Consider the following 14,382-nt stretch of genomic DNA (forward strand, 5'->3'; position numbering starts at 1 on the left):
GGGTTATTACTGTAAAACAATAAAATAATAAATACTACAACAGCAGCAATAGCAAGTAGATGGTTTATATCCATTTTAACTATTAAAAATTAAAATTTATTTCGGCGATTTGTTAATTCCATCTTGGTCATGAGCTAAAGTCTCTCAGAAAAATTACCAAAAATAGATCCTGCTCCCTGCTGTTTACTACTAATATTATAATAATCGGTGTTACTAAAGTTATAGCCGTAACCGTATTTTATTCGCTGAATACCATTGAAAATAATTTGAATTTCGGGCACCAGTTCTTCATCTATCAGTTGTTGGATAAAGCCAATTTCTGCTTTTTCGGTTACTCCCTGCCTGATGATATATAAATTGATATCACTCAAACGGGAAAGGATCATACCATCAGATACCAGCCTAACGGGTGGGCTATCGATAACAATATTATCATAAGCATTTCTTAAATCGTTGATCAGATCTTCCAGGCGGCTTCCCTCCAACAACTCAGAAGGATTTTGTATAGGTTCGCCACTACTGATAAAATCCAGGTTGCCCTCAACGCCATATTTCTGTACGATATCTTTAAGTGCCGACTTGTTATTTAAAAAGTCGCTTATCCCGGCATGCGTTTGAGAAAGACCAAGGGTTTTGGCCAATTTTGGCTTGCGCATGTCCATTTCCAACAATACCGTTTTTTTACCAGAGAAGGCCATTGTCGCACTTAAATTACAGCTTACAAAGCTTTTACCCTCGCCAGGAAGACTGGAGGTTACCAGGTAAACCTTTGCCTTCTCGTCAGGCTGGCTCAAATTGAATAATTTTGTACGCAACGACCTGAATTGTTCGCTAAGTGGTGTAGGCCCTGCAGTACTAATGGCTATTAGGCTTGCTGAAGAGTCAAAGGGCAGTTCGCCAATAACTGGTGCAGTTAGCGAATCTCTTATTTCGTCAACATCTGTGATTTTTGAATTATACCTTCTGAAAAGCATACCTGCCGGCAAGGCTACACCTAAAATTAATGCAGCCATCAAAGCAAGGGGCTTTTGAGGTACTTTTCCTTGCCCTGAATAAGCTTGATCTACAATACGGTCATTATTTAGTGAAGACGCGTAACTAACCGATATTTCCTCACGTTTTTGGAGCAGATACGTATATAAACTTTCTTTGATAGCTTGCTGCCTTTTTATACTCACATATTGGCGCTCTTGGGTAGGAACATTTTTAATTGACGACTCGAAACCCGAGTTAAATGATTGTAGCTTATTCCGGGTGCTAAGCAATGATGATTTTATGCTTTTAACATTTTCTTTGATCGCATCTTTAGTAGAAGCAATTTGCCTGTTAATTGGTTCAAAATCAGGATTTGTTTCCGGTGTTGTACCCAGCAACCGCTCGCGTTGTAACTGCAATTCAGATAATTTAGCGATCAGGCTGCTCAAAGCTGCATCAGTAATCCCTAAAGTAGCCGGTGCTTTGGTAAAGCTTTGAGATGAATTAACATACCGTTCAATTCCGTCAATAACACTTAGTTGAACGTTCACATCATTTAAACGCGTATCATTTACCTGCATGTTTTCAAGGCTTATCTGGGATTGAGAACTAATATCCGTTAAGCCCCTGCTGCTTTTAAACTCTTCAATCCCCTTTTCTGCACTGGTTAAATCGCCGGTTATAGATGCTAATCTTTGATCAATAAAGTCCAAAGCATTTTTAGTCTCCCTGTTTTTCTCTTCGTCACCCGCAAGTTTATAATTATAAATTAGGCGGTTAAGTACATCTTTGCCTCTTTGTGGAATAGCATCATTAAGGGTAAGGTCAACCGTAGTAGCTAATTTATTCATTTGGTTTGCACCAATAGCTTCCTGATAGTCTAACGCAACATCTTCCGGGTTTTTAAAAGACAATTTAATAGTAGCTCCCTCATATTGCTCAACGTTCCTAGTTGGTTGAAATTTTATAGTACCAAGATTTGTTTGAAAAACATCTTTAAAAAGAATCTTGCGGACCTCTCCGCCATTTTCTGTCAATAAAAACGAAGTGCCGTTGTTTACAACAACTTTTAATTTCTCATCATCATAATTACCATTTGATTTTATTACGACTAATGTAAAAGGTTTTGCATCATACAGGTCTTTGTAACGCAAACCATCTTTTTTTTGATAGGTTACCCATAGCTGCAGGTCTTGAATAACTTTACTAATGATCTCTTTAGATTTTATAACCTGGATCTCATTCTCAGTAATCTTTGATGAACTTAAAACATCAATTTCCTGTAATGCAGGTTTTGGGTCAGGTGTTTTCTTTTCGTCTTTAATTAATAGTGTAGCCCTTATTTCATAAATAGGCCTGCTTAATTTTATGTAAATAAATGCGATAGTTAATGTAAGTACCAACCCTATTGCAAATAATGGCCAATGATAAAGATATTTTGTTACTGTCTTTTTTAAATCGGTAATCGGGGTGTTTTTCTCCCTGATTGTAACGGCTTTAACTGACGGTTTACGAGTGTTCATAGTTTTAAAATATTACCTGTACAGGTTAGACAGGACGATAGCGATTATAGAAAGACCTGTAAGTACTAACTGGGTTGTGCGATAGCCGCGATCAACAGTGGCATACTTTGTACGATCGGGCGTTACATATATCTCATCGTTGTTTTTAAGATAGAAATATGGTGATTGATATAAACTTTTTGAGGTAAGGTCTATTGGAATAAACGTCCTTTTACCATCAATATCCCTTACCAACATAACGTTTTTACGCTTAGCTGTAATATTTAAATCACCTGCAAGGCTAAGGGCCTGGGTTACAGTTACACGTTCGTTTTGGATACTGTAGGTGTCCGGGCGTAACACATCACCAAATACGGATATTTTAAAATTGGTGATCCTTATGTTTACTACAGGATCTTTATATAATGCCAGCAGCTTTTCGGTCAATTTTTTTCTTAGTTGGGTTGTTGTAAGCCCAGACACTTTCATTTCGCCTAAAAGTGGCAAATATATAAGGCCGTCAGGATCTACTAAGTAACCCAAAGACGAATTATCAGTTGCAGAACCACCAATGCGGCTTTGGTTGCCATTAAATATGGCAGAAGATTCGGGGTTTCTGCTGTTTACATTTATTGCCAGGATATCAGCCGGCTGTATAGTTAGCGGAGAGTAGTTATCTACCTTTTGGTTGGTGATATTGTTCTGATCAAGGTCTTGAAAATAAGGGATATTTTTATAAGACCCGCAGGAAGATACTAAAACCATTAATAGTAACGCATATAATGTACGCTTAACATTCATAACTACTGTTTAATAAAATTACTAAGTGAATTAATCAATTTTTTTGACGCTACATTCCCTACTTTGTGTAAGGATTTTAAATTACCCGGCCATATATTCCGAACCTTTTCAATAAGTTCTTCTTCATTATAGGCCACATATACATAACCCATATCATCTAACTTTTTTGCTGTCGCTAACTGATGTTCGTTACGGTGCTCTCCATATTTAAGCAACCTGGGCATTACGATAATTGGAGTACTATTTACCAGTGCAGATATTATAGTTCCCATACCGGCATGACTAATAATTAAGTCGGCACTTTTTATATTAAGCTCAAATTCTGTGGGAGGCATCCTATTAAAAACATTAATATTAACGGCACTGTAAGACGCTGTAAAGGCTTGTACCCGAAAATCAGCGTCTGGAAATATTAAGGCAAGTTCATCAACAGCTTTAACGAGCCTGTCAAACGGTTCCTGCGTGCCTGTGGTTACAAAAATCATTCTTCTAAAATATTTCCGGCAAATACAACTTTACGATTTGATAAATGTTCCCATTGTGTATAAACCCTGTCGGCAACTTTAAGTGCAATATGGCCACTTAGCGAAAGTTTTTCAACATTAGCAATGCTATCGATCCAAACGGTTTTAATACCTAATATTCTACCGGCTAAGATCCCGAACAAACCAGGGGCAGCTCCTGTAGTGATAATAACCTGCGGCCTGGACGAAAAAATAATGCTAAAAACTGCAAAGCCACAACGCAACAGGTTAAATTTATTATGGCGGTTTGCATCTGGTACAGCATAATATCTATGGCCATCAACCATTTTTTCAACATTTGCCCACGTTGAAATAAACGTTACGTCATTTGTGCTGACATTAAAAAGCGGCATTAACCTAAGCAGTTGTATCCAATGGCCACCAATAGAGGCAATAGCCAAAACGTTCACCTTTTTTTCATTATCTATTTTGGATACCAGGTAATTTTCGAAAAATTTGCTGATCATGCGGCTCATTAAAAAACAAACAATTAGCGTAACGTAAAATGCAAGCAAAAAAACAAAGCTTTCTAACCCCATATCTATCAGGCCATAAACAAGAAAGAAAGACAGGTAAGCGGTTAAACTCCTCCACGTGCTTCTATAAACAACACCTTTACTTACAATAGTTTGCTCGCTATATAGCCCGAACAGGCTTGTGCTTAATAACCATATTATAATAGATACGGAAATACATCTATATAGGTTTATGTGTATTGGTGTAAAGTATTTATTAAATAAATAGTAACAAACCAATAATGCTATATTTATTAAAATAACGTCACAAAAAAGAAAGAAGAATCGAAAAAGAGTAGATATGTATTTCTTCATTTTCACATTTAAACAACTTTAGTGCCAAGCAAACTATGCACGCTAATCATTATATTACCAAGCTAATAGTATCGCTAATAGCCGGCAACCATATCAGCACAATTTAATTTGGATAGGTAACCAATTCATAAAGTGCCTTAAAATCCTCAGAGAGGCAATTTACTCAATTTTTTTAAGCTAATACACTGTAGCTGTAATATCTATGTTGTTGTTACAAACTTTACATTGTTGTTATGCACTGAAGTTGTATTGACGGCTATTATTTGCCTAAGAACGACCTATTAAATTTTAATCTTAAAATTTGCCCTAAAAAATAAGGGCCATAATACAGGTAACGCTTGTACATTCGCCGCGGCTCTTTTATCATTCGTACAAACCATTCTAAGCCCATGTTTTGCCAAAACTTAGAGGGCCTTGTCACCGTACCAGCATAAAAATCAAAAACTGCTCCTATTGCGCATATTACCTGCGCTTGCAATGCTGCGCTATTTTTAAAGATCCACTTTTCTTGTTTTGGGGCAGTCATGCCTACAAATAACACGTCTGGCCTAAAAGCATTTACAGCATTAATCATTAAATCAGTATCGATAGACGAAAATTCAGCTTTGTATGGTGGTGAATAACTGCCGACTATAATATTAGGAAACTCCAACTTTAGTTTTTCTTTGATTAAACCTAATGTAACGTTAGATGCCCCTAAGTAGAAGCACTTTCCGCCGGTTATATTAAGTTGGTTTAAAAAATGCATATGTAAATCAGCACCGGCAATCTTCTTTATGTATTCCCTTTTTAGGAATTTAACTGCAGCTGTTATACCAACCCCATCTGGAAGTAAAATATCTGAATGAATCAAAGCTTGTTTAAACTCCTCATCTTTCTCAGCAATAGTATACGAGAATTGATTGATGGTATTGATTACACACTTGCCTTTAAATTTTATCTGGTTCAGTTCTCCGGCAAAAACAGAATAGGAAAGTAATTCTACAGTCGGGTTCATTCCCAAATTGGTATTTAATTGTATAAGATATTTAACAATACAATAACTATACCTAAAATATTAAACGAAAATCCAATTCTCCTACACTTAAGATGCTTAATGAATAGTATATCTCAAGAAATAAACTTCCCGAAAATCATCAAAATGGGGATTTTTTTTCTTTATCGACGCCCATTATTAGAAAAATAAACTATGCGCTTTGTAACTTTTAAATTCATATAGACGTAAACACCACCACGAATATGATTGGAATATTGTCGTACCATAAGAATTAACTTCTAAATATTATCTACCATGCTTACAATTGATCCAAAGGTTCAGGAATGTAATAAGCCCTCAAGGTTCAGTAAGCTTATGGTCGTTTGCCTTATATGTTGTTCCAGCTACAGCTATTCGTCAACCTATTATCTTTCTAGTAAAGCAGGCAATGATACTTACTCCAGCAGCCAGGCTAGTAATCCTGCTACACCATGGAAAAGCCTTGATAAACTAAACAGCTTTTTTAAATATCTCAAAGCTGGCGATTCTGTTTTATTAAAAAAAGGCGATATATTTTACGGCTCAATAACAGTTACTAAATCAGGCTCTTATTTTGCCCCAATATATTTTGGTGCATATGGAAAAGGCGAAAACCCTAAAATTAGCGGTCTGTTAACTTTAAATTCGTGGAAAAATATAGGTAGAGGTATTTACGAAAGTATTTGTGATGCTGTAGGTTATAATCTGATATTAAATAACGCTCAGCAACAAATTGGCCGTTATCCAAATAAGGGCTATCTAACTATAATTTCATCAAAAAATAATGAATTGACAGATAATGATCTTATAGGCGCCCCCAACTGGACATCAGCAGATGTGGTGATCAGAAAAGCCAGGTGGATTATTGATAAAAGCCAAATTATAGCACACAATGGTAATAAACTTACTTTCTACGGAAATAAGAACAATCCTAAAAATGGCTATGGTTACTTTATCCAAAACAGCATCAATACCCTTGATGAATTAGGAGAGTGGTTTTATAATCCGCAGAAGAAGACCATGGCAGTATATTTCGGGACTAAAAAACCGTCTGCCTACACTACAAGTACAAGTGGCATAAGCAACCTTGTAGAAATAAACAAATTCAATAATATTTCATTTGAGAACATAACGTTTTCGGGCGCGGGGGCAAATGCTTTTAAAATTATACAATCTAAAAGCATAAGTATTACAAATTGTAATATACAATATTCGGGCACTGAAGCTATTTTCGCTTCTTTTAGTCCGTTCCTAACCGTTAAGAATTGCATAATTAATAACTCCTTAAGTGGAGGAGTCAATATTGATGTAGGCTGTACTAACGCTTCTGTTTTGAATAATACCATAAAAAACACCGGCCTTATGGCAGGTATGGGAAAAAGCGGTACCGGTACATATGAGGCTATTACATCATTTGGCGACAATACGCAGATAGAAAAAAACAGGATTGATAGCGTAGGATATAACGGGATCTACTTTGGTGGAAATTCGTCTCTTGCAAAAAACAATTATATTACCTGGTTTTGCATGACAAAAGATGATGGCGCCGGGATCTATCTGGGCGATTGGTCAAAAACTACCAATAAAAAGGTGGAAGGCAATATCGTTTTACATGGCGTTGGGAATAGCGCCGGCACCAACCAACCTAACAGCCTACAGGCTGAAGGGATTTACATTGATGATAATACAGAAGGTGTAAGCATATTAGATAATACTGTTTCCTTATGCTCTAACAATGGAATTAAAATACACAACGCAAAATTTATTAACATTTACGGTAATACAGTATTCAACAATGGTATTCAGTTAAGGCTTGAGCAGGATCATTATCTTGCTACAAGCGAATATATTAGAAACAATAAGATTAGTAAAAATACTTTCTTCTCTGTTGGGAGTGCACAGGCAGCAGCAAAATTCACTACTAACCAGGATGATATATTATCGTTTGGGCAAATTGATAGTAATATTTACTGCAAACCGGCAAAGCATTACGCATCCGCTATAATATCTGCAAATATGACTGCTAAGAGATCAGTATCATCTACTAAGTTGAAATTGCAAGAGGCTCACGGAATAGATTTGCAAAATACCGACAAACGAAATATATTATTTGAATACAATGCTACCAACACAGTTAAAGTGATCTCTTTAGATGCACATTATGTAGACGTTCAAAACAAAAGTTATTCAAAAACAATAACACTTAACCCCTATTCTTCGATGATATTACTTGCTGCAGAACCTAACGAAATAGATAAATTACAAGCTATTGAATACTCGGCAGTAATAAATAAAACATTCGAGCGATAGTAAAGCTCAACCCTTAAAATTAGCAGCATATAATTCAATATGCTTTTGTAAACTCTCCGGGTCATTAAAACGGTCTTTCAATCTTTTTGCAGGTACCCCCCCATATATGCTATAGGGTTCAACATCTTTACTAACTACTGATCCAGCCGCAATAATACTACCTGTTCCTATTTTTACCCCGCTTAGTATGGTGCTGTTATAGCCGATCCAAACATCATCACCGATGGTGATAACACTATTCAAGCCGAGCCAGTTATAATCTTCATCCCTTATCTGTGAAGCAAGGCGTATAGGCACCCCTACTTGCTGATAATGATGATCATACTTACCTACCAATCCGACACGGTTAGCAAATATTACGTTATCGCCAATAACGGCGTCTGTCTCTATAAAGGAGTCGCGCCCTATATAAAAATTTTTGCCGATAACGAGTTTATTCTTAGCCCACAACCTCACCCTTATACCGCAATAAAACCCTTTCGCAATATCATAGCGCCTATAAACGACCGTTCTTAAGATCAGATTTCTTAACTGCTTTAAAAATCTAATCATGGCGCTCCTGCTTAACTATCTGCTCAAATATAGCACCTAATTCTAAAGCGATCTGTTGACCAGAAAATTGCTTTGCTGTTTGTTTATTATTAACACGCATAGAATTAATTAGATCGTCAGATTGTAATAACTCATCAAGCTTTATGTAGACATCATCAGCGTTTTGAGGTTTTACCCATAAACAATTTTGGGGTTCCGATAAAAAATCGCTTGCTGCTCTTATCTGTGTAGTAATAATAGCCAGGCCAGCCCCTACCGAGTTAAATAATGCCATCGGGAACCCTTCCGCAAAAAATGTCGGAAAAACTAAAATATCGGCGTTTGAATAATATGCTACAACTTCCTGTTCGGGGATAAAACCGGTTAGTATCACATTTTCGATTGAAAGCTCACTGATTCTTTCCTTAACCGCTTCAAATCCATCACCATCGCCCACAATTATAAATGTGGTTTTATGTTTCTCTTTAATTCTTGAAAATGCATCTACAACTTCAAATATCCCTTTTTCGCTAATTATGCGCCCTACAAATAATAAAACTTTATGATCGGCAGCGATGCCATGCCTTGTCTTAAAATCAGGGTCTTTATAAAACTGATTTACACGCACCACGTTCTTTGTGGTAAATATTTTGTCAGGCTTAAAATAACCGGTTTGGTTTATCTTCGTCTTTTCCTCTGAAGATAAAAATAACCATCCTGCTACATTCTTTTTTAAGTATGGCAGGATAACGTTTTTCAACAAATACCGCTTATCTTCCATCAATTCTATATCCGATCCATGCGATTTGATCACAAAATGAACCTTTTTCCGATATAAAGTTTTAACCAAACGTATCGTCAAATAATCCCGGATCACGGCCAATGTTTCTAACCTCGAATTAAAATAGACAATATCAGGATGAAACTGCCTGGTTATTTTAATGAGCTTAAAAGCATTTTTTAAAACAATTATTAATCGACCGATCTTAGAATCATAACCGCTTTTTGCTGCATAACTAAATGTCCCACATTGGTAACCCAATTCCTGCAGGCCGGTTACCTCATCTAATGCTATTTCAACATGATGTTTAGTTGGCAGGCTTACAAGTATCTTTACCTTATCCATTTAAATTGGCTTGTTCTAAATTAGTGTTTACCATTATCTCGCATGTTTTCATATTATCACTCAGGTCCGCTTTGTTAATTCAGAGCCTGTCATAAGGCAATAAGCATACATCAGGCCGCCATATAACTTGGGGAACGCGGAATATATCTTAAAAGCGTATTTATGCTTTTTTCTGATAAGGCCAGATGTTGAGATGAAAGATTTGTAAGCATTTAAATTTCCTACCACTTTACAGTACTCTGCCAGGTATTTTCCTTCTCCGGCCATTAGTAGCAAGTTTAATAAGGAGATATTGGCCATCACATCGAAAGCTTTAGCACACTCAATAGCCTGTTTGCTTTCATCAGTCATTAAACTAACCATCTTAGCTGATACCACTATGCTTTCCATATAATGAGAATCAAATTTACTCATGCTTACAGAGTTTTCCCTAACAAGGTAGTTATACTTCACCTTATTCTCAAACACAACGGTTTGGGCGGCTAAAAAGGCTTTACACACAAACAATATATCTTCATATATCCGCCCTTCAAAACGTATATTTTTTAGAAGTTTGGCATTGTAAATTTTGTTATTTGCGCTTACATCAAACTGTCCTTTAAAAAAAAGTTGTAAGGCTTCATCATGTTTATAAACTATGCTGCCTTCATTTTCACGAGGGCTAACAGTTTTATTTGGAAATACAGCACGCAAACGACATACAGATATATCTCCATCCACAGCACTAATATTGTTTATCAGCATTTCGTACATATCAGCCTCAATCGTATCATCACTATCAATGAACCCGATATATGTGCCCTTTGCAAGGCTCAGGCCTTTATTTCGCGCTGCAGAAACACCAGCATTTTTTTGGTCGATAAGTTTTATGCGGTTGTCCTTTACTGCATACTCGAGGCATTTTTGGTAACTCCCATCGGTGGACCCGTCATTTACGACGATAAGTTCAAAATCATCATAAGTTTGATTCAATATAGAATCGAAACACGCTGCAATGTATCTTTCCTTATTGTAAACGGGGACGATTATAGAAAGTGAAGGCATCTTATTAATTTGAGCTGTTTTCAGCGTATTCAGTAACCGGGTAAGTTAATATAATTACGATCATACTTACTACCATAACCAGAATGCGGGTATCCCAAATAGAATAAACCGTATTAAATTCAACTAAAAAACAAACCAGTGAAGCGATAAATATCGCAACCCTATCATCATAAAGGCCCTTTATATTATTTACAATACCGGTAATTAAAGGCATAAGCAAGTAAAGTACAAAAATCACAAATCCTGTAAAACCCAGTTCTACCATAATTTTTAAATACCCGTTTTCCGGCTGGTCAAAATAAAGCAGCTCTCCTTCCTTAACTTCCAGATACTGATCCTGGGCGTGCCTTTTGATATATTGTTGATAGTTTTCTGCTCCTATACCTAAATAAGGGTGCTCTTTTGATATATCAAATGCCTTTTGCCAAATTGATTTGCGAAACAGATAATCTTCAGATACATTGCCGGCACGGGCAAATAAAACAGTTTTAGTTGAAAGGAATGAGTAAGCTAAGCCAGCCAGAATAATTAATATAAGCCCATAAACTCGATATTGCCTGGCTGCCATAAAGAATACTACAATTAGGCCAATAGCAAAACCGCCAAATGCTGCACGGCTTCCTGCCAAAACTATCCCAACTATGGCAATAGCAAATGCCAGGTAATTTAACGCTAGGTTTCTTTTTGACGCACCCTCATCATTATATAAAAATATAAAACTACCCATAGCTAAGAACTGCCCGCTGGCCTGCGAGTCGTAAAACACACCAGGATACCTGATAGCCCCGGTTGCCGCATCAAAAGTGTTTGGGCCAAGTTCCGGGTAAAAGGTAAACTTTAACCCCACAACCCATTGAATAAGCAAAAATCCAAGTGCAAAGGCATAGCTTATTTTTAAAGCATTTATTGTCTTTCTAAAAAAGTATGGATCAATAAAACATTCTTTAACATAAAAACGCGCGAAAATAAATACAGGAAGGATTTTTAATACGTTTAAATACGTGTGTTGCGGAAATTCAGATGAGAGGCCTCCTATCAGGATGATGATAGTGAGTAGTACAAACAACACAAAATAAAAGTTTGTATGATTTTTAAGGTCAATACTAATGAAATCCTTTAGTAAGAAAAACAAGCAGTAGTAACATATTACATCGAATGTTTTAAATCCTCCCCACGCTTCAATCGTAACTTTCAGATCCATTAAAGGCAGAAACGTGAGGATAAATAAAATACACGAGCTAACGTTATTACCCTTCAAATAGATATTCAAAAAGAAAAGCAATAACGTTATACCTGGTAAAATGTAGAGCAGATTGTTTAACATCTTTTATATGACAACTTATGCCTGGCCGGCAATCCTGTATTTTGCAGGTTAAAACCGCTTAAGAAATAATTTCGACTTGCTTCGGAAAGAAAGTTTACTATCACGTTGTGTATAATAACTGTTATCATATTTATAACCATAGCCGTATTTACCGGTTGTTACACCGTTAAATATAATATTCATTTTTGGCAGTTTACCATCCTCTTTTACATCGCGTATAAACGATAATTCAGATTTACCGGTATACCCCTGCCTGATAACATATAGCGAAACATCGGCAACCCTGGCTATTATAAAGGCGTCAGTAACCAAATGAAGCGGCGGGCTGTCAATTAATACATCATCGTAAATCCCCCTTAATGACGTAATTAATTGCTCTAACCTGTCTTTCTCAAGCAGTTCTGATGGGTTTGGCGGGGTATGCCCGCTTCCAATAACGTCCAGATTTTCCAAAACTGAGGATTGGATTATGTCAGCAATATCAATGTCAGAAGAAAGATAATCACTGATACCGGGTTTTTCCTTTGGCAGGTTAAACATGGAAGATATTTTCGGTTTTCGAAGGTCCATTTCAAGTATTACCGTTTTACGACCAGCCCTTGCTAACGAAACGCTTAAATTTGAACTTATGAAGCTCTTCCCTTCTTTAGATACACTGGATGTAAACAAGGTAACCCTTCCTCTTCCTTTAACATTCTCATGCAGGTAATGTAAATTCGTTCGTAAATAATTGAACTGCTCACCTACTAAATTGGCGCTAAAATCAATAATATCTGCATCCTGCTCATCATCAGATATTTCACTTAAAATTTTAGCATTAATTGCAGATTCAATTTCCCGTTTATCCCCAATTTTATTTTTTAACGAAAAACGGATCAGTATAATTAGGAACGGAACTCCAAATCCGCATAAAAAAGCAATGATAAGGATCAATGAAGCTTTTGGCCATATTATATCTTCAAGATTAGCCTTATCCACAATTCGCGCATCTGCCAGGGTTGAAGCATAGCTTAACGACACTTCTTCCCTTTTTTGCAAAAGATAAACGTACAAGTTTTCTTTTATCGATTGCTGGCGTTTTTTTCCTACAAATTGGCGCTCCTGGCCGGGTATATTCCGAATAGACGATTCAAATTTGTTGTTAAATGATTGCAGCTCTCGCTTTGTGGTAATCAATGATGATTTTATACTACCTATTGTTTGCTTAATAGCATTTTTGGTAGTAGTTATTTGCTTATCTAAAGGCTCAAAAACCGGGTTACCAATTGGTGTGGTAGCCAGTAGTGCCGATTTTTTTAGCTGTAACTGGGATACTTTTTCAATTAAACTATTTAACGCCGGATCTGATATGCCTATGGTTGCCGGTGGATTTTCGTTATTCGATGTTGAATTTACATAGTGCTCAATACCTTCAATAACATTAAGCTGAACATTTACCTCATTTAGTTTAATATCATTGGTCTGAACGTTTTCAAGGTAAACTTTCGATTGTGAATTGATATCTGTTAATCCCTGGCTACTTCTATAACCCTCCACATCCTGCTCGGCAGAATTTAACTCCCCTGTTAGCGAAGCCAAACGGTTATCAATAAACTTAATAGTACTTTCTGTTGAGCGCTTTTCCTCGGCCGATGTAGTTTCGTTATACGACTTTATGATGTAATTAAGTATGTTTTTTCCGCGTTGCGCAACTTCATCACTTAAAGATAAACCGATAGTTGGTGTAGCCTTATCTAATAAGTGAACATCAAGCGCCTTGACATAATTATTAGTAACCTTATCAGCGCTATTAACTATTATTTTAATGGATTTACCAATATATTGTTCAATAAACGAAGTTGGTTTTAATACCCATCTTCCAAGTTTATCGTTTACGGTTTCATTAAATTTAAATAGATGATCATTGCCTTTATCACCTACTATCTTATAACTGTTTTTATCAATTATAGCTATCTCAATAGTACCAATTTCCCTATCAGGCTCTTGTAACAGTAAGAAACTTACCGGAGATGATTTGTAAATATCCTTGGCGTTTAACCCCCTACCGTAACTATAATTCACCCATAAATACAAATCAGTTACCACACGGTGTATTAGCTCGGTCGATTTTAGGATCTGAATCTCTGTTTCAGCATTTTTTGGTGAGCTAGACTGGTTTAATTCCTGTAAAGCTTCTTTTTCCTGTGGAACCTTCTTTTCATCTTTAACAAGTATCGTAGCGCTAATTTTATAAACAGGATTTACCTCTTTAATATATATATAAGCTATTGAAAGCGCTAAAACCAGCCCCAATAAAAAAAGGGGCCAGTGATAAAAATATTTAGCCAGTATTACACGCAGATCCGTAAAACGCGGATCATCTTCTCTTCGATAATTTGAAGACTTAGTATCGCTCATAAA

11 protein-coding genes are annotated in these 14,382 nt (G+C 36.4%); 1 reads left to right on the forward strand and 10 read right to left on the reverse strand.

Annotated elements, in window-relative coordinates:
• Window positions 1-134: 134 nt before the first annotated feature.
• From ABIB39_RS19760 to ABIB39_RS19780, 5 genes are all read right to left on the reverse strand, one after another.
• Window positions 135-2,498: a GumC family protein gene (locus tag ABIB39_RS19760; RefSeq protein WP_354431905.1), complete on the reverse strand. Its 2,364-nt coding sequence runs from the start codon at window positions 2,496-2,498 to the stop codon at window positions 135-137.
• Window positions 2,499-2,510: 12 nt separating this feature from the next.
• Window positions 2,511-3,278, reverse strand: a complete 768-nt coding sequence (locus ABIB39_RS19765; protein ID WP_354431906.1) for a polysaccharide biosynthesis/export family protein — start codon at window positions 3,276-3,278, stop codon at window positions 2,511-2,513.
• A 2-nt stretch (window positions 3,279-3,280) separates the two neighbouring features.
• Window positions 3,281-3,763, reverse strand: a complete 483-nt coding sequence (locus ABIB39_RS19770; RefSeq protein WP_354431907.1) for a glycosyltransferase — start codon at window positions 3,761-3,763, stop codon at window positions 3,281-3,283.
• On the reverse strand, window positions 3,760-4,269 hold the full coding sequence (locus ABIB39_RS19775) for an oligosaccharide biosynthesis protein Alg14 (protein WP_354431908.1): 510 nt from the start codon (window positions 4,267-4,269) through the stop codon (window positions 3,760-3,762). The genes ABIB39_RS19770 and ABIB39_RS19775 overlap by 4 nt, the downstream gene beginning before the upstream one ends.
• Before the next feature lie 622 nt (window positions 4,270-4,891).
• Entirely contained in the window at window positions 4,892-5,629 is a 738-nt protein-coding gene (locus ABIB39_RS19780) for a WecB/TagA/CpsF family glycosyltransferase (protein ID WP_354431909.1), read from the reverse strand.
• 294 nt (window positions 5,630-5,923) lie between these two features.
• Between ABIB39_RS19780 and ABIB39_RS19785 the strand changes: the two genes are divergently transcribed.
• A complete protein-coding gene (locus ABIB39_RS19785) occupies window positions 5,924-7,957 on the forward strand; it encodes a right-handed parallel beta-helix repeat-containing protein (RefSeq protein WP_354431910.1) in 2,034 nt (677 codons plus the stop codon).
• A 6-nt stretch (window positions 7,958-7,963) separates the two neighbouring features.
• On the opposite strand, the gene ABIB39_RS19790 is transcribed toward ABIB39_RS19785, so the two are convergent.
• The 5 genes from ABIB39_RS19790 to ABIB39_RS19810 all read right to left on the reverse strand — a co-directional run bounded on the left by ABIB39_RS19790 (window position 7,964) and on the right by ABIB39_RS19810 (window position 14,379).
• On the reverse strand, window positions 7,964-8,509 hold the full coding sequence (locus ABIB39_RS19790) for an acyltransferase (protein WP_354431911.1): 546 nt from the start codon (window positions 8,507-8,509) through the stop codon (window positions 7,964-7,966).
• The gene (locus ABIB39_RS19795) at window positions 8,502-9,614 is read right to left on the reverse strand and encodes a glycosyltransferase family 4 protein (protein ID WP_354431912.1); all 1,113 of its coding nucleotides are present in this window, start codon (window positions 9,612-9,614) and stop codon (window positions 8,502-8,504) included. The genes ABIB39_RS19790 and ABIB39_RS19795 overlap by 8 nt, the downstream gene beginning before the upstream one ends.
• Before the next feature lie 60 nt (window positions 9,615-9,674).
• Window positions 9,675-10,658: a glycosyltransferase family 2 protein gene (locus ABIB39_RS19800; protein WP_354431913.1), complete on the reverse strand. Its 984-nt coding sequence runs from the start codon at window positions 10,656-10,658 to the stop codon at window positions 9,675-9,677.
• A gap of 4 nt (window positions 10,659-10,662) precedes the next feature.
• Window positions 10,663-11,859: an O-antigen ligase family protein gene (locus ABIB39_RS19805; protein WP_354431914.1), complete on the reverse strand. Its 1,197-nt coding sequence runs from the start codon at window positions 11,857-11,859 to the stop codon at window positions 10,663-10,665.
• 171 nt (window positions 11,860-12,030) lie between these two features.
• Window positions 12,031-14,379 (reverse strand): GumC family protein, encoded by a 2,349-nt coding sequence (locus ABIB39_RS19810; RefSeq protein ID WP_354431915.1) that lies wholly within the window; start codon window positions 14,377-14,379, stop codon window positions 12,031-12,033.
• Window positions 14,380-14,382: the final 3 nt, after the last annotated feature.

Origin of the sequence: Mucilaginibacter sp. UYP27 (assembly GCF_040547175.1) — a bacterium.
In the GTDB taxonomy this organism is placed as follows: Bacteria; Bacteroidota; Bacteroidia; order Sphingobacteriales; family Sphingobacteriaceae; genus Mucilaginibacter.

Bases quoted from the DNA above. Each gene is read 5' to 3' on its own strand.
- ABIB39_RS19780 (WP_354431909.1), bottom strand. From the start codon at position 5,629: ATGAACCCGACTGTAGAATTACTTTCCTATTCTGTTTTTGCCGGAGAA.
- ABIB39_RS19805 (WP_354431914.1), bottom strand. From the start codon at position 11,859: ATGGATCTGAAAGTTACGATTGAAGCGTGGGGAGGATTTAAAACATTC.
- ABIB39_RS19795 (WP_354431912.1), bottom strand. From the start codon at position 9,614: ATGGATAAGGTAAAGATACTTGTAAGCCTGCCAACTAAACATCATGTT.
- ABIB39_RS19800 (WP_354431913.1), bottom strand. From the start codon at position 10,658: ATGCCTTCACTTTCTATAATCGTCCCCGTTTACAATAAGGAAAGATAC.
- ABIB39_RS19770 (WP_354431907.1), bottom strand. From the start codon at position 3,763: ATGATTTTTGTAACCACAGGCACGCAGGAACCGTTTGACAGGCTCGTT.
- ABIB39_RS19810 (WP_354431915.1), bottom strand. From the start codon at position 14,379: ATGAGCGATACTAAGTCTTCAAATTATCGAAGAGAAGATGATCCGCGT.
- ABIB39_RS19790 (WP_354431911.1), bottom strand. From the start codon at position 8,509: ATGATTAGATTTTTAAAGCAGTTAAGAAATCTGATCTTAAGAACGGTC.
- ABIB39_RS19760 (WP_354431905.1), bottom strand. From the start codon at position 2,498: ATGAACACTCGTAAACCGTCAGTTAAAGCCGTTACAATCAGGGAGAAA.
- ABIB39_RS19775 (WP_354431908.1), bottom strand. From the start codon at position 4,269: ATGATCAGCAAATTTTTCGAAAATTACCTGGTATCCAAAATAGATAAT.
- ABIB39_RS19765 (WP_354431906.1), bottom strand. From the start codon at position 3,278: ATGAATGTTAAGCGTACATTATATGCGTTACTATTAATGGTTTTAGTA.
- ABIB39_RS19785 (WP_354431910.1), top strand. From the start codon at position 5,924: ATGCTTACAATTGATCCAAAGGTTCAGGAATGTAATAAGCCCTCAAGG.